The organism is Enterobacter sp. BIDMC93 (assembly GCF_001037805.1).
In the GTDB taxonomy this organism is placed as follows: domain Bacteria; phylum Pseudomonadota; class Gammaproteobacteria; order Enterobacterales; family Enterobacteriaceae; genus Enterobacter; species Enterobacter hormaechei_C.
This window is the reverse complement of sequence record NZ_KQ089962.1, coordinates 1,022,109-1,042,946: the sequence shown is the minus strand read 5'-3', so window position 1 is coordinate 1,042,946 and position 20,838 is coordinate 1,022,109. Positions and strand designations below refer to the sequence as shown.

The following is a 20,838-nucleotide window of genomic DNA, read 5'->3' as shown; positions in this document are numbered from 1 at the left end:
TAAGGCGAAGCCGCCACCCGGCAAAACAGGCGGCAGGGTCTTACTCCCCCTGCTGCTCCAGCGCATATTTATACAGCGCATTTTTCTTCACGCCGTGGATCTCCGCCGCCAGCGCCGCCGCTTTTTTCAGGGGGAGTTCAGCCTGTAGCAGGACCAGCGTACGCAGCGCATCGGCAGGCAGAGCGTCTTCCTGCGCTTTGTGACCTTCAACAATCAGCACCATTTCGCCCTTGCGGCGGTTTTCATCCTCTTTCACCCACGCCAGCAGTTCGCCAACCGGCGCACCGTGAATAGTTTCCCACGTTTTGGTCAGCTCGCGCGCCAGCACCACATAGCGGGCTTCGCCCCAGACGGTCACCATATCTTCCAGGCTTTCCAGCAGACGGTGGGTTGATTCGTAGAAGATCAACGTACGCGGTTCAGCTTCCAGATCCTTTAACACATCGCGACGGCCTTTGGATTTAGCAGGCAGGAAACCTTCGTAGCAGAAACGATCGGACGGCAGACCCGCAGCGCTTAACGCCGCAATCGCCGCGCACGGCCCCGGCAGCGGCACAACGCGGATGCCAGCTTCCCGGCAGGTGCGTACCAGATGGTAGCCCGGATCGTTGATCAGCGGCGTTCCCGCATCGGAGACCAGCGCGATGTTCTGCCCTTCTTTAAGCTTCGCCACCAGCGTTTCGGCTTTTTGTTGCTCATTGTGATCGTGCAGGGCAAACAAACGGGCGTTGATGGCAAAGTGTTGTAGCAGTAAACCGGTATGACGGGTGTCTTCAGCCGCAATTAAATCAACAGCTTGCAATACGGTGAGCGCACGTTGGGTAATATCAGACAAATTCCCGATAGGAGTAGGTACAATATAAAGCTGGCCTTGAGAATTATCTGCCGTTTCGTGTTGTTTCATTGTTTCGTCCGTATTGCCGATTTAATATTGAGCATTGCGTAAAAAAATCACTGGATACAGTATGGTACCGTTAACGTTTCTTCGAAAAAAAGCCGCGCACAGCGTGCCCCTCCTGCTGGCAGCCCTGATCTTTACCGGCTGCGGCACCCAGGCACCTGACCAGAGCACTGCTCATATGCAGGGATCCGCTCAGGCTGATTCTGGCTTTTATCTGCAACAAATGTCGCAGAGTACAAATGATACCAGGATCAACTGGCAATTACTCGCCATTCGTGCACTGCTGAAAGAAGGGAAAACCCAGCAGGCCGCCGAGCTGTTCAGCCAGCTGCCGCAGGATCTTAACGACACTCAGCGCCATGAGCAGACGCTGCTGTCGGCAGAACTGAAGGTCGCGCAAAAAGATTACGACGGCGCGAAGAAGATCCTCGGCACCATCGATCTCAGCACGCTGGATAAAAACCAGCAGGCCCGTTTCTGGCAGGCCGGTATCACCGCTGAGCAGGGTCGCCCTTCCCTGACGCTACTCCGCGCGCTGATTGCCCAGGAGCCTCTGCTCGCGGGTGCAGACAAGCAAAAAAATATTGACGCAACCTGGCAGGCGCTCGCCTCCATGACCCAGGATCAGGCCAAGGCGCTGGTAATCAACGCCGATGAAAATGTCCTGCAAGGCTGGCTGGATCTGCAACAGATGTGGTTCAACAACCGCAGCGATCCGAACATGCTGAAAGCCGGCATTACCGACTGGCAAAAGCGTTACCCGCAAAACCCGGGAGCGAAAATGCTGCCAACGCAGCTGGTGAACGTGCAAAACTTTAAGCCCGCCTCCACCAGCAAAATCGCCCTGCTGCTGCCGTTAAACGGTCAGGCTGCGGTGTTTGGTCGCGCCATTCAGCAAGGTTTTGAAGCCGCGAAAAACGGCACCACCGCCGTCAGCGGCAGCGCGGTTCCGGCGCAGGCTGCACAGGCGGCGAATGTGAATGACGTTGTCAGCCCGTCCGCCGCCGAAACCAGCGACCTGACCACCGCGCAAACCCCTGCGCAGGGCACCATGCAGAATCCGGTTACCGCCCCAACGACGCAGCCTGCTACCCCAGCGCCTGCGGCAACACAGGCCCCGGCTGAAACACCGGCGCCCGCGACGGCAGAACAACCTCAGCCGCAAACCGCGCAGCCGGAACAGCAGCCAGCAACCCAGCCGCAGGCTGTGGCCACCACCAGCGCTAATCCTGGTGCAGAGTTGAAAATCTACGACACCAGCGCCCAGCCGCTTGACCAGGTGCTGGCGCAGGTTCAGCAGGACGGGGCCAGCATCGTTGTCGGCCCGCTGTTGAAAAACAACGTGGAAGCGCTGATGAAGAGCAACACCACGCTGAACGTGCTGGCGCTTAACCAGCCTGAGCAGGTTCAGAACCGCGCCAATATCTGTTACTTCGCCCTCTCTCCGGAGGATGAAGCCCGCGATGCGGCCCGCCATATTCACGAGCAGGGCAAGCAGGCGCCGCTGCTGCTGATCCCACGCAGCACGCTGGGCGATCGCGTTGCCAACGCGTTTGCGCAAGAGTGGCAGACCCTTGGCGGTGGCGTAGTGTTGCAGCAGAAATTTGGCTCAGCTTCCGAACTGAGAGCGGGCGTGAACGGCGGGGCAGGTATTGCCCTCAACGGTAGCCCGGTATCCGCCAGCCTGCCGCAGCAGCAGAGCGTCACCATCGGCGGTCTGACGATCCCGGCACCACCTACCGACGCGCAAATCAGCGGCGGCGGTAAAGTGGATTCGGCGTACATCGTCGCTACGCCGGAAGAGATCGCCTTTATCAAACCGATGATCGCCATGCGTAACGGCAGCCAGAGCGGTGCAACGCTCTACGCCAGCTCACGCAGCGCACAGGGTACCGCAGGCCCGGATTTCCGTCTGGAAATGGAAGGACTGCAATACAGCGAGATCCCCATGCTGGCAGGCAGCAACCCGCAGTTGATGCAGCAGGCGCTGGGCGCGGTGCGCAATGACTATTCCCTGGCGCGTCTGTACGCGATGGGCGTCGATGCCTGGGCGCTGGCAAACCACTTCACCCAGATGCGTCAGGTACCGGGCTTCGAGCTTAACGGGAATACCGGCGATCTGACCGCCGATCAGGATTGTGTGATTAACAGGAAGTTATCATGGCTCAAATACCAGCAGGGGCAGATTGTCCCGGCCAGTTAAGCCGTAAACAGACCGGCGACGCGTGGGAGTTAAAGGCGCGTCGCTGGCTTGAAGGCAAAGGACTGCGCTTTGTCGCCGCCAACGTTCGCGGGCGCGGCGGCGAGATTGACCTGATCATGAAAGACGGTCAGACCATCGTGTTTGTTGAAGTTCGCTTCCGACAGTCGTCCCGTTTTGGCGGTGCTGCCGCCAGCGTGACGCTCGCCAAACAACAAAAATTATTACAGACTGCCCACTTGTGGCTTGCCCGCCATAATGGGAGTTTTGATACTGTGGATTGCCGTTTCGATGTGGTAGCCTTCACCGGAAATGCGATCGACTGGCTTAAAAACGCGTTTGGCGAAGACGCATAAATAAGATTTTAAAGGGATACCGTGCTCGAACGAATTAAAGTGTGCTTCACAGAAAGCATTCAAACGCAGATTGCCGCGGCGGAAGCCCTCCCGGACGCGATCTCGCGTGCAGCGATGACGCTGGTTCAGTCGCTGCTCAACGGCAACAAAATCCTCTGTTGTGGCAATGGCACGTCCGCCGCCAACGCACAGCATTTTGCTGCCAGCATGATCAATCGCTTCGAAACCGAGCGCCCGAGTTTACCTGCCATTGCACTAAACACCGATAACGTGGTCTTAACTGCGATTGCCAACGATCGTCTGCATGACGAAATCTACGCCAAGCAGGTGCGCGCCTTAGGCCATGCCGGAGACGTGCTGCTGGCGATCTCCACGCGCGGTAACAGCCGGGATATCGTTAAAGCGGTTGAAGCGGCCGTGACCCGGGATATGACGATTGTCGCCCTGACCGGTTACGACGGCGGAGAGCTGGCTGGCCTGCTGGGGCCGCAGGATGTGGAGATCCGCATTCCTTCGCACCGTAGCGCCCGCATCCAGGAGATGCATATGCTCACGGTGAACTGCTTATGCGATCTGATCGATAACACGCTTTTCCCTCACCAGGATGATTAAGGAGTTCTCATGAAGGTTTTATCGGCCCTTGCAGTCGTGATGTCTGCATTACTGCTTCAGGGATGCATCGCTGCCGCTGTAGTCGGCACCGCAGCGGTCGGCACCAAAGCAGCGACCGATCCGCGCACCGTTGGGACGCAGGTGGATGACGGTACGCTTGAGCTGCGCGTAAACAGTGCGCTGTCGAAAGACGAGCAGATCAAGAAGGAAGCACGCATCAACGTGACGGCTTATCAGGGCAAAGTGCTGCTGGCAGGCCAGGCGCCAAATCCTGAACTCGCCTCGCGTGCCAAACAGATTGCGATGGGTGTGGAAGGTACGGCGGAAGTGTTTAACGAGATCCGCCAGGGCCAGCCGATTGGTCTCGGCACCGCGTCATCTGATACCTGGATCACCACCAAAGTGCGTTCCCAGCTGCTGGGTACCGACCAGGTGAAATCCTCAAACGTGAAAGTGACCACGGAGAACGGCGAAGTGTTCCTGCTGGGTCTGGTGACGGAACGTGAAGGGAAAGCGGCGGCGGATATCGCCAGCCGGGTGAGCGGCGTGAAACACGTCACCACCGCCTTTACTTACATTAAGTAATTCCCACCTGGCTACAGGCCCGGTAAGCGCTAGCGCCACCGGGCTTTTTTCACACAAGCGCCATACTCCCCACAATAACTCCGCTCAACGCCACCAGCCCCGCAGTCAGCCACAGCGCTTTCGCCGGGAATGACTTACGCAGCATGATAAGCGACGGCAGGCTCACCGCCGGCAGCGTGATGAGCAGCGCCAGCGCCGGTGCGGTCCCCATACCAGCCATCATCATGGTCTGAATAATCGGGATCTCCGCCGCGGTTGGGATCACAAACAGGCACCCGGCCACCGCCATCGCAATCACCCACATCAGCGTGTTGTCGATAGCGCCATCCGCATGCGGGAACAGCCAGACGCGCGCCGCCCCCAGCACCAGTACGGCCAGGATATAGACCGGAATGGTGCTCCAGAAAAGCTGCCACAGCGCTTTGCCCCAGCGAGCAAAGAAACTGCCCTGCGGCTCGCTGACGTCCAGCTCAACGGAGGCAGGCCCGGCCTCGTTGTCTTTCACCAGGTGCTGCACCAGCGTAGCGACAAGCACCACCGTCAGCAGGCCAGCCGCCAGACGGATAAACGCGAAATGCCAGCCGAGAACGAAGCCCATAAACACCAGCGTTGCCGGGTTCAGCAGGGGGTTACCCATCCAGAAGGCAAGCGCGCCGCCCATCGACACGCGCTGTCGGCGCATACCCGCCGCCACCGGTGCGGCGCAGCAGGAGCACATCATGCCCGGCAGGGAGAAAATCGTCCCCAGCAGCGTGCCCTGCAAGCGCGGCTGTCCCAGGGTTTTCACCAGCCAGTTACGCGGGATAAGTACCTGAATCAGCGAGCCCAGCAATACGCCCAATACCGCCGCTTTCCAGACGGCAAGAAAATAGACCATGGCGTAATCCCACGCCGCGCGTAGCGGGCTGGAATCGGCCTGCGCGAGAATCGATTTACCGATGCTGTGGGTGTCGGCGGCGGTGAAGGCTTTACCGTAGTACGGCTGCCATTTCACATACCAGAGGCCAATGATGACCACGAGAAAGAAGAGTGCGGGCTTCCACCACTGAACAGGTGTTGCCGCCTGAGATGAAGACTGACCAGTCATACCATTCCCCGGAAGGTGTTATTTAATAAGCCGGGGAAGTTTACGCCTCGCCCTGCGCGATTTCACGCAGTTTTGCCGAAGGGATAATATTAACCCCCTCCTGCGACGGAGCCAGCGCCTCTTTTAGCATCGCCAGCGCGACATCCCGCGCCTCGATGGACTTCCAGTTACCCGGCAGGATGCGAAACAGCGGAGCGAAAAAAGACTCGTTAAAACGACGTTCGTCACGGTGCCCCATCAGCATGGAAGGCCGCGCGATGGTCAGGCGCTCCCATTTCTGCGCGATTAACGCCTCTTCCATTTTGCCCTTCACCTGGTTGTAAAAAAACGGCGAGCCTGCGTTCGCGCCGTGCGCACTGACCACCAGGAAATGTTTTGCGCCCAGCTTTTTCGCCGTCAGGGCGGTATCCACCACCAGTGTGTAATCCGCATGGACAAAAGCTTCTTTACTGCCCGCTTCCCGTCGGGTGGTGCCAAGGCAGCAAAAGGCGATATCAATGGGATCCTGCACCTGCGCCAGCGCGTCGGTGAGCTGTGGATCGTGCGGGTTATAGACGCCGGTGATATCCAACAGCGGGCGACGCGTCGGGGCGGCGATATAATTGATATGCCGATCCTGGATCAGCAGCCGCAGCAGATGTCCACCCACCAGCCCGGTTGCGCCGGTAATCAGTACCTGACTCATCTTATCCCCTTTACAGAATTGTCCGTTTGCGTTCTGGGCCTGCTCTACCACACTTAAAAGTCTGTTACCGGTAAGTATTTACCACAAACGGGAAAAAAACAGTCTGAAGCGAAAACAACGGAGGAAGCATGGGTAAAAAAATCGCAGTCTTGATTACCGACGAGTTTGAAGATTCAGAATTTACGTCGCCAGCAGAGGCATTCCGCAAGGCGGGCCACGAGGTGGTCACCATCGAGAAAGAAGCGGGTAAAACCGTGAAGGGCCATAAGGGCGAAGCCAGCGTGACCATTGACGAATCCATTGATAACGTCAGCCCGTCGGATTTCGACGCCCTGCTGTTACCGGGCGGTCATTCACCGGATTCCCTGCGCGGAGACGAGCGTTTCGTCACCTTTACCCGTGACTTCGTCGGCACCGGTAAACCGGTATTTGCCATTTGCCACGGTCCGCAGCTGCTGATCAGCGCCGAGGTGGTACGCGGGCGTAAGCTCACCGCGGTGAAGCCGATCGTTATCGATCTGAAAAACGCGGGAGCCGAGTTCTACGATCAGGAAGTGGTGAACGATAACGATCAGCTGATCACCAGCCGTACACCGGACGATCTGCCGGCGTTTAACCGTGAAGCGCTACGCCTGCTCGGCGCGTAACCAGTGCAGCTTCTTGCCAAAGCCCAGGGTGTTGTCGGTAAATTTCAGCTCATCAAGGCGGATTTCCCACACCGGGGCTTTTAGCGCCGCGGCCACCGGGAAGCGGCGCGTATAGCGTTTACGTTGCGCGTCGCTCTCCTCATCTTCCAGGCGACGAATTTCGCCTTTAAACTGGACCCCGCGGATCAGCGCAACGGTTTTAGGCTGACCGTTTACCGTGCCCGCCACTTTTGCCCGCTGGCCCGTCATCTGCGCATGCCGCGTTTTATCTTCGCTCATCACGTAAAAGGCCACGCGCTCGGGATCGTAGTAATAAAAGGCATTTGCGCACCACATCTCCTCGTCTTTACAGACGCACCAGGTCACGACATGCTGCTTTGCCAGCCAGCGGTTAATGGCGGCCAGTGTTTCCATTTTCGCTCTCTCTCATGCTATGGTGCGTTCACCTTAACATACTGAATCTGTTTACCGTGTGCTGGTTTCTCTATCTTGTCCGAACCGCTGATAACGCACTCTACACCGGGATCACTACCGATGTGGCACGGCGTTTTTTACAACATCAAACGGGGAAAGGGGCGAAGGCGCTGCGGGGGAAAGGTGAACTTCAGTTAGCGTTTTCAGCCGCCGTGGGCGACAGATCCCTGGCGCTCAGGCTGGAATACCGCATCAAGCAGCTGACGAAGCGCCAGAAAGAGCGTCTCGTCAACGGGGACGGCTCTTTCGAGGCGCTACGCGAAAGCCTGCTTAAAAACGATTGAAATGATCGTGGTACTCCACCAGACCGGTAACGCCGTCGAGCGCATCATCCGCCAGAGGATGCACCAGGAAAGACGTTTCCGTGCCCGGCCAGTGGCAGCGCAGATCGTATCTGGACGCTGGCTCAAAACCTAAACGTTCGTAGAACGCCGGATCGCCCAGAACGACGACAGCGGCATAGCCAAATTCATTCAGTGAATCCAGCCCTTCATAGACCAGCTGGCGCGCCAGGCCCTGGCCACGGTAGTTTTCATCCACCGCCAGCGGCGCCATGCCGACCCACTGTAACTCTTCACCCTGCACAATCACCGGGCTGAAGGCCACGTAGCCGACCACCTGCCCTTCATCGTCGGTGGCAACCAGGCCCAGCGTAATCAGGCCATCTTCGCGAAGATCGTGAACCAGTTGGGCTTCGGCGTCGCCTGCAAAAGAGCGGCGTAACAACGCATCGATACCCGGCGCATCAATCCCAATTTCGACTCGAATCAGCATGGCTCACCTACTGAAGTGTGTTTGCTGTCCGGCGGGGTTTTTAGCCCGGCCTCAACGAAATCTGCCATTTGCATCAACATCATACGCAGCGCTTTCGGCATCTGCTCCAGCTCAATGGCATCCATTAAATTTTTGACGTACAGACCGAGCTCCGTGTCGCCTTCAATCACCAGACGACGCTGGAAGAAGAGGGTGTCCGGATCCTGTTTGCGCGCGGCGATCATCAGCAGATCGCTGGCATCCGCGCTAAAGCTGACATCCGCCTCGGCGGTTTCACGGACGATCAGCCGATCGTTCTCAACGGAAGTAAACCAGCGCAACCCGATATCGCGCACTTCAATCTTTAACCAGCGGCCTTCCAGAAACTCCAGCTCACCGTCCTGTAGCGCCTGGCGGAACTGCCAGCTCAGTACCTGTTCCAGCACCTGGCGTTTAAGCGCGAACGGCGCCAGTTTTACCGGCACGCTCAGCATTGATGGACCAAATTGTACGAGACGTGAACGCAGTTTATCCAGCACGAGCTTTACTCCCTGATAGCTATAGTCCTGCTATTTTGCCATATCCCGACAAGAAGATAGCGGCGTAAATCAACAAACCGTTGTCCGGTATACCTCATTATTGGTGCCATCAATACGCCATTAGCTGCCTTAAATCAAAAATTGTCGCGTATGGGTTAATTAAAATCCCAGCTCGTTAACATTTTTTACGATCCCTGCGATCGACAACATCGGGATAAATTATGGAGCTGCTCTGCCCTGCCGGAAACCTTCCGGCGCTTAAGGCGGCCATCGAAAATGGGGCCGATGCGGTCTATATCGGGCTGAAAGATGATACCAACGCCCGCCATTTTGCGGGTCTTAACTTTACGGAGAAAAAGCTTCAGGAAGCCGTTAACTTCGTTCACCAGCACCGGCGCAAACTGCACATCGCCATCAATACCTTTGCCCATCCTGATGGCTATGCCCGCTGGCAGCGCGCCGTGGATATGGCGGCCCAGCTGGGCGCAGATGCGCTGATCCTGGCTGACCTCGCCATGCTTGAGTATGCGGCAGAACGTTATCCGCATATTGAGCGCCACGTCTCTGTTCAGGCATCGGCCACCAATGAAGAGGCCGTGCGTTTTTATCATCGACACTTTGACGTAGCCCGCGTGGTGCTGCCGCGCGTGCTCTCTATTCATCAGGTTAAGCAACTGGCGCGCGTCACGCCAGTGCCGCTGGAGGTTTTTGCCTTCGGCAGCCTGTGCATCATGGCCGAAGGCCGCTGCTATCTTTCTTCCTATCTCACCGGGGAATCGCCAAATACCGTCGGCGCCTGCTCGCCTGCCCGCTTCGTTCGCTGGCAGCAAACGCCGCAGGGGCTAGAGTCACGCCTGAATGACGTGTTAATTGACCGCTATCAGGACGGTGAAAACGCGGGCTATCCGACACTGTGTAAGGGCCGCTATCTGGTGGACGGCGAGCGCTACCACGCGCTGGAGGAGCCCACCAGCCTCAACACGCTGGAATTGCTGCCGGAACTGCTGGCCGCCAATATTGCCTCGGTGAAAATCGAAGGCCGCCAGCGCAGCCCGGCCTACGTGAGCCAGGTGGCGAAGGTGTGGCGTCAGGCCATCGACCGCTGCATGGCGGACCCGCAAAACTATGCTCCACAAGCGGCCTGGATGGAGACGCTCGGCGCGATGTCCGAAGGCACCCAAACTACGCTCGGCGCGTACCACCGTAAATGGCAGTGAGATAATCATGAAATATTCATTAGGGCCGGTGCTTTACTACTGGCCAAAAGAGACGCTGGAAGATTTTTACCAGCAGGCGGCTAACAGCAGCGCCGATGTGATTTACCTCGGCGAAGCGGTGTGCAGCAAGCGCCGCGCCACCAAAGTGGGCGACTGGCTGGATATGGCGAAAAACCTGGCCGGCAGCGGCAAGCAGGTGGTGCTCTCGACGCTGGCGCTGGTGCAGGCGTCCTCTGAACTGGGCGAACTGAAGCGCTACGTCGAAAACGGTGAGTTCCTGCTGGAGGCGAGCGACCTGGGCGTGGTAAACCTGTGCGCCGAGCGTAAGCTGCCGTTTGTCGCCGGACATGCGCTGAACTGCTATAACGCGGTGACCCTGCGCCTGTTGCTCAAACAGGGGATGACCCGCTGGTGCATGCCAGTAGAGCTCTCCCGCGACTGGCTGGCCAACCTGCTCACACAGTGCGAAGAGCTGGGCATTCGCAACAAGTTTGAAGTGGAGGTTCTGAGCTACGGCCATCTGCCGCTGGCCTACTCTGCCCGCTGCTTTACCGCACGCTCGGAAGACCGTCCGAAAGACGAGTGCGAAACCTGCTGCATTAAGTACCCGAACGGCCGCAGCATGCTGTCGCAGGAGAATCAGCAGGTGTTTGTTCTCAACGGCATTCAGACCATGAGCGGTTACGTCTATAACCTCGGCAACGAACTGGCGTCAATGCACGGGCTGGTGGATATGGTGCGGCTTTCGCCGCTTGATACCGGCGTTTTCGCGATGCTGGACGCCTTCCGCGCCAACGAAAACGGCGCCTCGCCGCTGCCGTTGACCGCAAACAGCGACTGCAACGGTTACTGGCGACGTCTCGCCGGGCTGGAATTGCAGGCGTAAAAAAAGCTCACTTTGTTAACAACGGTTATCATTTTTTAATGCAGTATTAAAGATTGACCGTCGACAAAGTGAGCTGTTATGACTGACAAAACCATTCCGTTTTCGGTGCTGGATCTGGCGCCGATTCCACAAGGCTCCTCGGCCAGAGAAGCCTTCACGCACTCTCTCGATCTTGCTCAGCTTGCCGAAAAGCGCGGCTATCACCGCTACTGGCTGGCGGAGCACCACAATATGGTGGGCATCGCCAGCGCCGCCACCTCGGTGCTGATTGGCTATCTGGCGGCGAATACCACCACTCTGCACCTGGGCTCCGGCGGTGTGATGCTGCCGAACCACGCCCCGCTGGTGATTGCCGAGCAGTTCGGGACGCTGAATACCCTTTATCCGGGCCGTATTGATCTAGGGCTTGGCCGCGCGCCGGGCAGCGACCAGCCGACCATGCGCGCCCTGCGTCGCCATATGAGCGGCGATATCGATAACTTCCCGCGCGATGTGGCCGAGCTGGTGGACTGGTTTGACGCGCGGGATCCGAACCCACACGTGCGACCTGTGCCGGGGTACGGGGAAAAGATCCCGGTATGGCTGTTAGGCTCAAGCCTGTACAGCGCACAGCTCGCCGCTCAGCTGGGGCTGCCGTTCGCGTTCGCTTCCCACTTCGCACCGGATATGCTGCATCAGGCACTGCATCTTTATCGTACGCACTTCAAACCGTCTGAACGTCTGGAGAAGCCGTATGCGATGATGTGTATCAATATCATTGCCGCCGACAGCAACCGCGACGCGGAATTCCTGTTTACCTCTATGCAGCAGGCGTTTGTGAAGCTGCGTCGCGGCGAGACGGGCCAGCTGCCGCCGCCGGTAGAGAATATGCATCAGCTGTGGTCGGCCTCCGAGCAGTATGGCGTGCAGCAGGCTCTGAGTATGTCGCTGGTGGGTGATAAGGCGAAAGTGCGTCACGGGCTGGAGGCGGTGCTGCGTGAAACCCAGGCGGATGAGATTATGGTTAACGGCCAGATTTTCGATCACCAGGCGCGTCTGCATTCGTTTGATTTGGCGATGCAGGTGAAAGAGGAGTTGGTGGGGTAGTTTTTTGCTTTGCCCGGTGGCGCTTCGCTTACCGGGCCTACATTCTTTTCTCCCTCTCCCATGGGGAGAGGGCCGGGGTGAGGGGTTCAGACCGCACGTTTTACTGATACACAGGCAACAGATTAAAACTCGACAGCACGTGCACCACCGCATTGCCGATACCAAATACCAGAATCAGCGCAATCATCGGTTTTCCGCCCCAGACGCGGAATTTCGGGCTGCCGAAGCGCTTACGTGATTTGCGCGCCAGCAGCGCCGGTACAATCGCCGCCCAGATGGTGGCCGCCAGTCCCGCATAGCCGATGGCGTACAGGAAACCGTTCGGCCACAGCAGGCCGCCCACAATCGGTGGCAGGAAGGTCAACAGCGCCGTTTTGAAGCGCCCCATCGCAGAGTCATCAAAACCAAACAGATCCGCCAGGTAGTCAAACAGGCCCAGCGTCACGCCGAGGAATGAGCTCGCCACCGCAAAGTTAGAGAAGACCACCAGAAGCAGATCCAGGCTGCGGCTGTTCAGCACGCCGCTCAGCGCCTGTACCAGCACATCAATGTTACCGCCCTTCTGCGCAATGCCGATAAATTCCGGACGCGGGATGTTACCCATCGTCCCCAGCAGCCAGATCACATACAGCCCTAGCGCCAGCAGCGTGCCGTAAACCAGGCATTTCACGATGGTGCGCGGATCCTTGCCGTAGTATTTCATCAGGCTCGGTACGTTGCCGTGGTAGCCGAACGACGCCAGACAGAATGGCAGCGTCATCAGCAGGTACGGCGTGTAGGAGGTGTTCACTTCCGCATCGTTAAACAGCGTGGCCGGCGTGACGTGCCCCAGCAGGCTGCCGAAGGTCAGAAAGAAGGTGATGACCTTTGCGCCCAGCACGATTGCTGTCATGCGGCTGACCGCTTTGGTGCTCATCCAGACGATAAACGCCACGCCCAGCGCGAAGCAGAGACCCGCCAGACGCGCCGGAACGTTCAGCGACATCTCTGAGAAGGTGTGATGCAGAATCGACCCGCTCGCTGAAATGTACGCGTAGGTCAGGATATAGAGAACAAACGCGATGGACAGCCCGTTCACCAGGTTCCAGCCCTTGCCCAACAGATCCCGGGTGATCGTGTCGAAGCTGGAGCCAATGCGGTAGTTCAGGTTTGCTTCAAGGATCATCAGCCCGGAATGGAGCATGCAGAACCAGGTGAAAACCAGCGCCGCCAGCGACCAGAAGAACCACGCACCGGACATGACCACAGGCAGGGAAAACATCCCGGCACCAATGATGGTTCCGCCGATGATCACCACGCCGCCAAGCAGCGAAGGTGACGTTTGGGTGGTGGTTAGTGTTGCCATGCGGCCTTATCTCCAGTGAAAAATGTGGTTCTGCATTTTAGTGTGTTGCACTGTACCAGTACAAGAGTACAAAAGGAATAAAAAAAGCCCCGATAGCAACTATCGGGGCTGTATATTTTACTTTACGTCAGAAGCGAAAGGCTTACGCGTCACCGAAACGACGACGGCTGGCGCCTTCTTCACGGCGTGGACCACGGTTTTCGCGGCGCTCACCGGAGAAACGACGGCCTTCACCACCGCGACCTTCGCTGCGACCGCCTTCACGACGCTCGCCACCGAAACCGCGACCACCGCCACGACGTTCGCCGCCACGGTCAGGACGTGGCTGTGCATCGCCCAGCAGCTGCATGTTCATCGGCTTGTTCAGGATGCGGGTGCGAGTAAAGTGTTGCAGTACTTCGCCCGGCATGCCTTTTGGCAGCTCGATGGTGGAGTGGGAACCGAACAGCTTGATGTTACCGATGTAACGGCTGCTGATGTCGCCTTCGTTAGCGATCGCGCCAACGATGTGACGAACTTCAACACCATCATCACGGCCCACTTCAATGCGATACAGTTCCATTTCGCCAGCGTCACGACGCTCGCGACGTGGACGGTCTTCACCACCACGCTCTGGACGGTCACCGCGTGGACCACGGTCGTTACGGTCGCCACGACGTTCGAAACGATCGTCACGGTCACGGAACTCACGCTTAGGACGCATCGGCGCATCAGGTGGCACGATCAGGCTACGTTCGCCCTGCGCCATTTTCAGCAGTGCTGCGGCCAGGGTTTCCATGTCCAGCTCTTCGCCTTCAGCGACAGGCTGGATCTGGGACAGCAGCGCACGGTACTGATCCAGATCGCTGCTTTCCAGCTGCTGCTGTACTTTCGCGGCGAATTTTTCCAGACGGCGTTTGCCCAGCAGTTCTGCGTTTGGCAGCTCGGCTTCTGGAATGGTCAGCTTCATGGTGCGTTCAATGTTACGCAGCAGACGACGCTCGCGGTTCTCAACGAACAACAGCGCACGGCCTGCACGACCCGCACGACCGGTACGGCCGATACGGTGAACGTAAGACTCGGAGTCCATTGGGATATCGTAGTTTACAACCAAGCTGATACGCTCAACGTCCAGGCCACGTGCTGCCACGTCGGTTGCAATCAGGATATCCAGACGACCGTCTTTCAGACGCTCCAGAGTCTGCTCACGCAGGGCCTGGTTCATGTCGCCGTTCAGCGCTGCGCTGTTGTAACCGCTACGCTCCAGGGCTTCAGCCACTTCCAGGGTCGCGTTTTTGGTACGAACGAAAATAATCGCCGCATCAAAATCTTCCGCTTCCAGGAAACGCACCAGCGCTTCGTTTTTGCGCATGCCGTATACAGACCAGTAGCTCTGGCTGATGTCCGGGCGAGTGGTCACGCTGGACTGAATACGCACTTCCTGCGGCTCTTTCATGAAGCGGCGGGTAATGCGACGGATCGCTTCTGGCATAGTTGCAGAGAACAGAGCGGTCTGATGACCTTCCGGGATCTGCGCCATGATGGTTTCTACGTCTTCGATGAAGCCCATACGCAGCATTTCATCGGCTTCGTCCAGTACCAGACCGCTCAGTTTAGAGAGGTCCAGGGTACCGCGCTTCAGGTGATCCAGCAGACGGCCCGGCGTACCGACAACAATCTGTGGACCCTGGCGCAGGGCGCGTAACTGCACGTCATAACGCTGGCCGCCGTACAGGGCTACCACGTTTACGCCGCGCATATGTTTAGAGAATTCCGTCATGGCTTCAGCAACCTGAACAGCCAGTTCACGGGTTGGAGCCAGGACGAGGATCTGCGGCGCGCGCAGGTCCGGATCAATGTTGTTCAGCAGCGGCAGCGAGAATGCTGCGGTTTTACCGCTACCAGTCTGGGCCATGCCCAGCACGTCACGACCAGAAAGCAGGTGTGGGATACACTCAGCCTGGATCGGAGATGGTTTTTCGTAACCCAGATCGTTAAGGGCTTCAAGGATAGGAGCCTTCAGGCCCAGATCTGCAAAAGTGGTTTCGAATTCAGCCATGTAGTACAAGTGCCTCGATATTAATGGCGGCCAGTCTACTTAGCTCATCGTGAAAATGATTAGCAATTTTCATTGAAAAGTGTGAACCGGCTCAAATTAGGTGTATTGACGAACAACAACGCCCTCACCAGTGAAGGTGATGGCAATCAAAAGATTACGGGCTGATGTTTATGTCGTCAGCTATTGCTGGTCCGATTCTGCCAGGTCGTCTTGCTCCTGGCCCAAGAGCGATAATTCCAACAATGCATAACGGTGCTCAACGAAGTTATGTACGTTGTTAGCAACCGCTAATTTGAACAGTGCCGTAGCGCTGTCCATATCCCCCAGACTTAGGTAGTACTTACCTAAATAGAAGTTGGTTTCACTGAGATGCTCAGCGAGCGAGGTGTTATCCGTTGCGTCCGCCTTGAGGCGTTCCATCAGCGTTGCTTCGCTAATGTTGCCCAGGTAGAACTCGACAATGTTCCATCCCCACTGTTCCTTGTCCGATTTATCGAAGCGCTGTTTCAGTGCTTCTTTGGCCTGCTTCTCATCGAGCTTCTGCTCAACGATGTAAAGCCACAGGCTGCGGAAAGGATCATTAGGATCGTCTTGATAAAACGCCAGCAGATCATCTTGCGCTAACTTATCACGACCGCCGTAATACAATGCGATACCGCGATTCAAGTGCGCGTAGTTGTAAGTTGGATCAAGCTCAAGTACAGAATCAAACGCTTCATAGGCAGCATCAAAATTGCCTGCCTGCGTTAAATAAATGCCTAAGTAATTGAATACTTCAGGCATATCAGGTCGAATCGCCAGCGCTTGTGAAAAATCATTTCGCGCCAGTGCCCTCAGACCGAGACTATCATACAACACTCCGCGCTCATATAAAAGCTGTGCGCGTTCGTCATCGGTTAAAGCCCGACTGGCAAGTATTTGTTCCATGCGTGCCAGAATGACTTCCTGCTGCAAAGTCGGTTGCAATGGCACTGCGAGGACTTCGCTCTTACGCCAGGCAGAGTTGCTGCATCCTGCCAGCGTTAAAGCTGTCGCAACGAAACACCAGCGCAAAAAAGGCTTCATTTCCCACTCCCGAAGACAACTATTGGATGAACGTCCTGTCCCCCGGCGGCTTAACAAGGCGTCCTGCCTGATAATAAGCCCTCCGCCTGCGCGGAGGGCAAATGGCAACCTTACTCGCCTTGCTGTTCAGCAGCCGGAGCTTCCGGCGCCGCAGCAGGCTGAGACTGCTCGGTTGCTTCTTTAATGCTCAGACGGATACGGCCCTGGCGGTCAACTTCCAGAACTTTCACCGGTACTTCCTGACCCATTTGCAGGTAATCGGTCACTTTCTCAACGCGCTTGTCAGCGATCTGAGAGATGTGTACCAGACCTTCTTTACCGCCACCGATGGCAACGAATGCGCCAAAGTCAACGATACGGGTCACTTTACCATTGTAGATACGGCCCACTTCGATTTCTGCCGTGATCTCTTCGATACGACGGATAGCGTATTTCGCTTTCTCGCCGTCGGTTGCTGCGATCTTCACAGTACCGTCATCTTCGATTTCGATGGTGGTGCCCGTTTCTTCGGTCAGTGCACGGATAACAGAACCGCCCTTACCGATAACATCTTTGATCTTGTCTGGATTGATCTTGATGGTGTGGATACGTGGAGCGAACTGAGAAATGTCGCCACGCGGCGCATTAATCGCCTGTTCCATCACGCCCAGGATGTGCAGACGCGCACCTTTAGCCTGGTTCAGAGCAACCTGCATGATCTCTTTGGTGATACCTTCAATTTTGATATCCATCTGCAAGGCAGAGATACCGTCACGGGAACCCGCTACTTTGAAGTCCATATCGCCCAGGTGGTCTTCGTCGCCCAGAATGTCAGACAGAACAACGTAGTTGTCGCCCTCTTTCACCAGACCCATTGCGATACCCGCAACGGCGGCTTTAATTGGCACGCCTGCATCCATCAGCGCCAGAGAGGCACCACACACGGAAGCCATAGAAGAGGAACCGTTGGATTCGGTGATTTCAGACACCACACGTACGGTGTACGGGAATTTGTCTGCTTCTGGCATCACTGCCAGCACGCCGCGCTTCGCCAGACGACCGTGACCAATTTCACGACGCTTCGGTGAGCCAACCATACCGGTTTCGCCCACAGAGTACGGAGGGAAGTTGTAGTGGAACAGGAAGCTGTCAGTACGCTCGCCCATCAGTTCGTCGATGATCTGTGCGTCACGTGCGGTACCCAGGGTCGCGGTTACCAGCGCCTGCGTTTCACCACGGGTGAACAGCGCAGAACCGTGAGTACGTGGCAGTACGCCAGTACGCACGTCCAGACCACGGATCATGTCTTTTTCACGGCCATCGATACGCGGCTCGCCTGCCAGGACGCGGCTACGAACAACGTTTTTCTCGATGGCGTGCAGGATTTCGCCAATCTCGTTAGCGTCCAGCGTTTCGTCTTCGGCAACCAGGGTCGCGGTCACTTCAGATTTGATCACATCAACCTGAGCATAGCGCTCCTGTTTGTCGGTGATGCGGTATGCGTCGCTCAGACGAGATTCTGCCAGTGCAGCAACGCGTGCGTTCAGCGCCTCGTTCACCGCTTCTGGCTGCCAGTCCCAACGTGGTTTACCGGCTTCTTTCACCAGGTCGTTGATGTTCTGAATAACGATCTGCTGCTGCTCGTGGCCAAATACCACAGCGCCCAGCATCTGATCTTCGCTCAGCAGTTCAGCTTCGGATTCAACCATCAGAACCGCTGCTTCAGTACCGGCAACAACCAGGTCCAGCTTACTCTCTTTCAGCTCTTCCTGAGTTGGGTTCAGTACGTACTGGTCGTTGATGTAGCCAACGCGCGCGGAACCGATTGGGCCATTGAATGGAATACCAGACAGTGACAGGGCCGCAGATGCGCCGATCATAGCAACGATGTCCGGGTTAACCTGTGGGTTAACGGAAACAACGGTCGCAATAACCTGAACTTCGTTTACGAAGCCTTCCGGGAACAGCGGACGAACCGGGCGGTCAATCAGACGCGCGATCAGGGTTTCGCCTTCGCTTGGACGGCCTTCACGACGGAAGAAGCCACCCGGGATTTTACCGGCAGCGTAGGTACGCTCCTGGTAGTTAACGGTCAGTGGGAAGAAGTCCTGACCTGGTTTAGCTTTTTTCTGGCCAACTACGGTAACGAATACAGCGGTGTCATCCATGCTTACCATAACGGCAGCAGTAGCCTGACGCGCCATCATGCCGGTTTCCAGCGTGACGGTATGCTGACCATACTGGAATTTACGAACGATCGGATTCAGCAAAATTCTGTCCTTTCTTAAATGTTTGAAAGCACACCTCAGGTGTGCTGACGATTTAACCCGACCTTCTTCGCATCCTCGCGACTAATGACAACCGACACCCTCATGGGTGAAGCCTCTCATTAGCCGCGCGAACCTCTGCAATGAAGATCATTTATAGCAACAATACAATAGTTTCCATTGAATTGCTGCCGTCTGGTTGAAAAAAGGGGCCATCAGGCCCCCTTTTCTGAAACTCGCAAGAATTAGCGACGCAGGCCCAGACGCTCGATCAGCGCGGTGTAGCGTGCAACATCTTTACGCTTCAGGTAGTCGAGCAGTTTACGACGCTGAGAAACCATACGCAGCAGACCACGACGGCTGTGGTGATCTTTTTTGTGCTCTGCAAAGTGACCTTGCAGGTGGTTAATCTGTGCAGTCAGCAGTGCAACCTGAACTTCGGTAGAACCGCTGTCGTTAGTACCACGACCAAACTCAGAAACGATTTTAGCTTTAGCTTCAACGCTTAGAGACATTTTCAAACTCCAAAGTATAAAGAATGTAAGGATGCCGATCTCTAATTCAGCTATCCCATGTACGCCCCGCAGATTGTTAAACAATTTACCAGGCGTTAAGCGGCGATATTCTACTCGTCTCCCCTGCTTATCGCAAGGTGAGGCGTTATCACCGTCACGCTTCGACCGGATATTCGACGACCAGACGACGCGGCGCCACACGCCCTTCGCCGTCCATTTCGCCCATACCGATGAATTTCCCTTCGTCACCTTCCGTCACGCGTACCAGGCCCTCAAGCGGCGCCCCCGATGTGCGAACCGGGTTTCCGTTCTTAAAGTAAACGGACGATGTTAAAGGAAGATTAACAACCGGGAAGTCCACTGCCGGACTGTCCATTGGCATCAGCAGCGGGTCCAGCAGATCGGCTGGCGCAACGCCCTGCGCTTGCGCCTGCTCAACCAGGGCGTGCAGATGCTCAAGCGTCACCATGCGTTCGACCGGATATTTGCTGACCGCCAGACGACGCAGATAAATCACATGCGCGCCGCAGCCCAGCTTTTCACCGAGGTCATCAATGATGGTGCGGATATAGGTCCCTTTCGAACAGTGTACTTCCAGCTCGAGTTCATCACCTTCGTGGCGAATGAACAGCAACTCATACACGGTAATCGGACGAGCTTCACGCGGAACCTCAATGCCCTGACGCGCATATTCGTAGAGCTTTTTGCCCTGATATTTCAGCGCCGAATACATCGACGGCACCTGTAGCGTATCACCACGGAAGCTGTCCAGCGCCGCATCAAGTTGCTCCGCGCTGAAGGTCACCGGGCGCTCTTCCACCACCAGGCCATCTGCATCAGAGGTATCCGTGCGCTGGCCCAGTTTGGCAATCACGCGGTAGCGCTTATCCGAATCCAGCAGGTACTGGGAAAACTTTGTCGCTTCCCCCAGGCAGATCGGCAGCATGCCGGTTGCCAGCGGATCCAGCGCGCCAGTGTGCCCTGCACGGTTGGCGTTATAAATACGCTTCACTTTTTGCAGCACGTCGTTGCTGGATGCGCCCTGTGGTTTATCCAGCAACAGCACGCCATGCACGTCACGACCGCGACGACGAGGACGACTCATCAGTCCTCCTTGCTGTCGTCCGCCGGGTTAACACGACGCTCATCGTCATGTTTCACCACGCTGGTCACCAGGTTGGACATACGCATACCTTCAACCAGCGAGTTGTCGTAGAAGAAGGTCAGCTCTGGCACGATACGCAGGCGCATTGCTTTGCCAAGCAGAGAGCGGATGAAACCAGAGGCTTCCTGCAACGCTTTAATGCCGTTCTTCACGGCGTCTTCATCCTGGTCATTCAGGAAAGTAACAAACACTTTGGCGTACGCCAGGTCGCGGGACATTTCCACGCCAGACACGGTGGTCATCATACCCACGCGTGGATCTTTGATTTCACGTTGCAGAATGAGAGCGATCTCTTTCTGCATCTCCTGCGCGACGCGCTGTGGGCGACCAAATTCTTTCGCCATAATAAATTCTCCAGACAAAAAAGGGGCTTAAGCCCCTTTTTAAAATTACTGCCGGGTGGCGCTTCGCTTACCCGGCCTACGCTAATTAATCT

At 56.6% G+C, this 20,838-nt stretch carries 23 protein-coding genes; 9 read left to right on the top strand and 14 right to left on the bottom strand.

Annotated features, from left to right (window positions below; all coding sequences use genetic code 11):
* Positions 1-40: 40 nt before the first annotated feature.
* Positions 41-904, bottom strand: a complete 864-nt coding sequence (gene rsmI / locus SK58_RS04945) for a 16S rRNA (cytidine(1402)-2'-O)-methyltransferase (protein WP_045907594.1) — start codon at positions 902-904, stop codon at positions 41-43.
* A gap of 61 nt (positions 905-965) precedes the next feature.
* On the opposite strand from rsmI, the gene SK58_RS04940 reads away from it, so the two are divergent.
* Genes SK58_RS04940 through dolP form a run of 4 tightly spaced genes read left to right on the top strand, consistent with a single transcriptional unit; the run spans position 966 to position 4,654 of the window.
* Entirely contained in the window at positions 966-3,104 is a 2,139-nt protein-coding gene (locus SK58_RS04940; RefSeq protein ID WP_023295491.1) for a penicillin-binding protein activator, read from the top strand.
* The gene (locus SK58_RS22820; RefSeq protein WP_017382447.1) at positions 3,062-3,457 is read left to right on the top strand and encodes a YraN family protein; all 396 of its coding nucleotides are present in this window, start codon (positions 3,062-3,064) and stop codon (positions 3,455-3,457) included. The genes SK58_RS04940 and SK58_RS22820 overlap by 43 nt, the downstream gene beginning before the upstream one ends.
* Positions 3,458-3,478: 21 nt before the next feature.
* Positions 3,479-4,069 (top strand): DnaA initiator-associating protein DiaA, encoded by a 591-nt coding sequence (diaA, locus tag SK58_RS22815; RefSeq protein ID WP_003861754.1) that lies wholly within the window; start codon positions 3,479-3,481, stop codon positions 4,067-4,069.
* A 9-nt stretch (positions 4,070-4,078) separates the two neighbouring features.
* On the top strand, positions 4,079-4,654 hold the full coding sequence (gene dolP, locus SK58_RS04925) for a division/outer membrane stress-associated lipid-binding lipoprotein (protein ID WP_006812102.1): 576 nt from the start codon (positions 4,079-4,081) through the stop codon (positions 4,652-4,654).
* A gap of 49 nt (positions 4,655-4,703) precedes the next feature.
* On the opposite strand, the gene SK58_RS04920 is transcribed toward dolP, so the two are convergent.
* Together SK58_RS04920 and SK58_RS04915 are read right to left on the bottom strand one after the other, a co-directional pair.
* Positions 4,704-5,741: a permease gene (locus SK58_RS04920; RefSeq protein WP_023295492.1), complete on the bottom strand. Its 1,038-nt coding sequence runs from the start codon at positions 5,739-5,741 to the stop codon at positions 4,704-4,706.
* 40 nt (positions 5,742-5,781) lie between these two features.
* Positions 5,782-6,426 carry an NAD(P)H-binding protein gene (locus SK58_RS04915; RefSeq protein ID WP_023304489.1) on the bottom strand — a complete coding sequence of 215 codons (645 nt, stop codon included), beginning with the start codon at positions 6,424-6,426 and terminating at the stop codon, positions 5,782-5,784.
* A 128-nt stretch (positions 6,427-6,554) separates the two neighbouring features.
* Here SK58_RS04915 and SK58_RS04910 point away from each other — a divergent pair, with 128 nt between their 5' ends.
* Positions 6,555-7,073, top strand: a complete 519-nt coding sequence (locus SK58_RS04910) for a type 1 glutamine amidotransferase domain-containing protein (RefSeq protein ID WP_015571965.1) — start codon at positions 6,555-6,557, stop codon at positions 7,071-7,073.
* Here the strand turns inward: SK58_RS04910 and SK58_RS04905 are convergent.
* A complete protein-coding gene (locus SK58_RS04905; RefSeq protein ID WP_023295494.1) occupies positions 7,053-7,487 on the bottom strand; it encodes a YhbP family protein in 435 nt (144 codons plus the stop codon). The genes SK58_RS04910 and SK58_RS04905 overlap by 21 nt on opposite strands.
* A gap of 14 nt (positions 7,488-7,501) precedes the next feature.
* Between SK58_RS04905 and SK58_RS04900 the strand changes: the two genes are divergently transcribed.
* On the top strand, positions 7,502-7,831 hold the full coding sequence (locus SK58_RS04900) for a GIY-YIG nuclease family protein (RefSeq protein WP_003861768.1): 330 nt from the start codon (positions 7,502-7,504) through the stop codon (positions 7,829-7,831).
* Here the strand turns inward: SK58_RS04900 and SK58_RS04895 are convergent.
* Both SK58_RS04895 and SK58_RS04890 read right to left on the bottom strand, forming a co-directional pair.
* Positions 7,818-8,321, bottom strand: a complete 504-nt coding sequence (locus SK58_RS04895) for a GNAT family N-acetyltransferase (RefSeq protein ID WP_032649650.1) — start codon at positions 8,319-8,321, stop codon at positions 7,818-7,820. The two genes, SK58_RS04900 and SK58_RS04895, sit on opposite strands and share 14 nt — an antisense overlap.
* The gene (locus SK58_RS04890) at positions 8,315-8,839 is read right to left on the bottom strand and encodes a ubiquinone anaerobic biosynthesis accessory factor UbiT (RefSeq protein ID WP_003861771.1); all 525 of its coding nucleotides are present in this window, start codon (positions 8,837-8,839) and stop codon (positions 8,315-8,317) included. The genes SK58_RS04895 and SK58_RS04890 overlap by 7 nt, the downstream gene beginning before the upstream one ends.
* A gap of 221 nt (positions 8,840-9,060) precedes the next feature.
* Here SK58_RS04890 and SK58_RS04885 point away from each other — a divergent pair, with 221 nt between their 5' ends.
* The 3 genes from SK58_RS04885 (at position 9,061) to SK58_RS04875 (ending at position 12,028) form a co-directional block, all read left to right on the top strand.
* Positions 9,061-10,056 (top strand): ubiquinone anaerobic biosynthesis protein UbiU, encoded by a 996-nt coding sequence (locus tag SK58_RS04885; protein ID WP_003861773.1) that lies wholly within the window; start codon positions 9,061-9,063, stop codon positions 10,054-10,056.
* A gap of 7 nt (positions 10,057-10,063) precedes the next feature.
* Positions 10,064-10,942, top strand: a complete 879-nt coding sequence (locus tag SK58_RS04880; RefSeq protein ID WP_023295495.1) for a U32 family peptidase — start codon at positions 10,064-10,066, stop codon at positions 10,940-10,942.
* Between the two features lie 78 nt (positions 10,943-11,020).
* Complete coding sequence (locus SK58_RS04875; RefSeq protein WP_048219444.1) at positions 11,021-12,028, top strand: luciferase-like monooxygenase; 1,008 nt, start codon at positions 11,021-11,023, stop codon at positions 12,026-12,028.
* A gap of 100 nt (positions 12,029-12,128) precedes the next feature.
* Here SK58_RS04875 and mtr read toward each other — a convergent pair whose 3' ends face one another.
* From mtr to rbfA, 8 genes are all read right to left on the bottom strand, one after another.
* A complete protein-coding gene (gene mtr / locus SK58_RS04870; RefSeq protein WP_032655224.1) occupies positions 12,129-13,373 on the bottom strand; it encodes a tryptophan permease in 1,245 nt (414 codons plus the stop codon).
* Positions 13,374-13,515: 142 nt separating this feature from the next.
* Entirely contained in the window at positions 13,516-15,411 is a 1,896-nt protein-coding gene (locus tag SK58_RS04865) for a DEAD/DEAH family ATP-dependent RNA helicase (protein ID WP_003861780.1), read from the bottom strand.
* Entirely contained in the window at positions 15,404-15,484 is an 81-nt protein-coding gene (yrbN, locus tag SK58_RS22810; protein ID WP_097397692.1) for a protein YrbN, read from the bottom strand. Before yrbN ends, SK58_RS04865 begins: the two co-directional genes overlap by 8 nt.
* Before the next feature lie 107 nt (positions 15,485-15,591).
* The gene (nlpI, locus tag SK58_RS04860) at positions 15,592-16,476 is read right to left on the bottom strand and encodes a lipoprotein NlpI (RefSeq protein WP_017693920.1); all 885 of its coding nucleotides are present in this window, start codon (positions 16,474-16,476) and stop codon (positions 15,592-15,594) included.
* A 110-nt stretch (positions 16,477-16,586) separates the two neighbouring features.
* Positions 16,587-18,725, bottom strand: coding sequence for a polyribonucleotide nucleotidyltransferase (gene pnp, locus SK58_RS04855; protein WP_017693919.1), 2,139 nt, complete (start codon positions 18,723-18,725; stop codon positions 16,587-16,589).
* 242 nt (positions 18,726-18,967) lie between these two features.
* Positions 18,968-19,237 (bottom strand): 30S ribosomal protein S15, encoded by a 270-nt coding sequence (gene rpsO / locus SK58_RS04850; protein ID WP_003861789.1) that lies wholly within the window; start codon positions 19,235-19,237, stop codon positions 18,968-18,970.
* 154 nt (positions 19,238-19,391) lie between these two features.
* The gene (gene truB, locus SK58_RS04845) at positions 19,392-20,342 is read right to left on the bottom strand and encodes a tRNA pseudouridine(55) synthase TruB (RefSeq protein WP_017693918.1); all 951 of its coding nucleotides are present in this window, start codon (positions 20,340-20,342) and stop codon (positions 19,392-19,394) included.
* Entirely contained in the window at positions 20,342-20,746 is a 405-nt protein-coding gene (gene rbfA / locus SK58_RS04840; protein ID WP_003861793.1) for a 30S ribosome-binding factor RbfA, read from the bottom strand. The genes truB and rbfA overlap by 1 nt, the downstream gene beginning before the upstream one ends.
* Positions 20,747-20,838: the final 92 nt, after the last annotated feature.

Coding starts and splice junctions, on each gene's coding strand:
- nlpI (WP_017693920.1), bottom strand. CDS start 16,476: ATGAAGCCTTTTTTGCGCTGGTGTTTCGTTGCGACAGCTTTAACGCTG.
- SK58_RS04915 (WP_023304489.1), bottom strand. CDS start 6,426: ATGAGTCAGGTACTGATTACCGGCGCAACCGGGCTGGTGGGTGGACAT.
- SK58_RS04875 (WP_048219444.1), top strand. CDS start 11,021: ATGACTGACAAAACCATTCCGTTTTCGGTGCTGGATCTGGCGCCGATT.
- SK58_RS04885 (WP_003861773.1), top strand. CDS start 9,061: ATGGAGCTGCTCTGCCCTGCCGGAAACCTTCCGGCGCTTAAGGCGGCC.
- SK58_RS04905 (WP_023295494.1), bottom strand. CDS start 7,487: ATGGAAACACTGGCCGCCATTAACCGCTGGCTGGCAAAGCAGCATGTC.
- SK58_RS04880 (WP_023295495.1), top strand. CDS start 10,064: ATGAAATATTCATTAGGGCCGGTGCTTTACTACTGGCCAAAAGAGACG.
- SK58_RS04900 (WP_003861768.1), top strand. CDS start 7,502: ATGCTATGGTGCGTTCACCTTAACATACTGAATCTGTTTACCGTGTGC.
- yrbN (WP_097397692.1), bottom strand. CDS start 15,484: ATGAAAATTGCTAATCATTTTCACGATGAGCTAAGTAGACTGGCCGCC.
- rbfA (WP_003861793.1), bottom strand. CDS start 20,746: ATGGCGAAAGAATTTGGTCGCCCACAGCGCGTCGCGCAGGAGATGCAG.
- SK58_RS04940 (WP_023295491.1), top strand. CDS start 966: ATGGTACCGTTAACGTTTCTTCGAAAAAAAGCCGCGCACAGCGTGCCC.
- dolP (WP_006812102.1), top strand. CDS start 4,079: ATGAAGGTTTTATCGGCCCTTGCAGTCGTGATGTCTGCATTACTGCTT.
- rsmI (WP_045907594.1), bottom strand. CDS start 904: ATGAAACAACACGAAACGGCAGATAATTCTCAAGGCCAGCTTTATATT.
- SK58_RS04895 (WP_032649650.1), bottom strand. CDS start 8,321: ATGCTGATTCGAGTCGAAATTGGGATTGATGCGCCGGGTATCGATGCG.
- SK58_RS04910 (WP_015571965.1), top strand. CDS start 6,555: ATGGGTAAAAAAATCGCAGTCTTGATTACCGACGAGTTTGAAGATTCA.
- SK58_RS04865 (WP_003861780.1), bottom strand. CDS start 15,411: ATGGCTGAATTCGAAACCACTTTTGCAGATCTGGGCCTGAAGGCTCCT.
- rpsO (WP_003861789.1), bottom strand. CDS start 19,237: ATGTCTCTAAGCGTTGAAGCTAAAGCTAAAATCGTTTCTGAGTTTGGT.
- SK58_RS04920 (WP_023295492.1), bottom strand. CDS start 5,741: ATGACTGGTCAGTCTTCATCTCAGGCGGCAACACCTGTTCAGTGGTGG.
- truB (WP_017693918.1), bottom strand. CDS start 20,342: ATGAGTCGTCCTCGTCGTCGCGGTCGTGACGTGCATGGCGTGCTGTTG.
- SK58_RS22820 (WP_017382447.1), top strand. CDS start 3,062: ATGGCTCAAATACCAGCAGGGGCAGATTGTCCCGGCCAGTTAAGCCGT.
- mtr (WP_032655224.1), bottom strand. CDS start 13,373: ATGGCAACACTAACCACCACCCAAACGTCACCTTCGCTGCTTGGCGGC.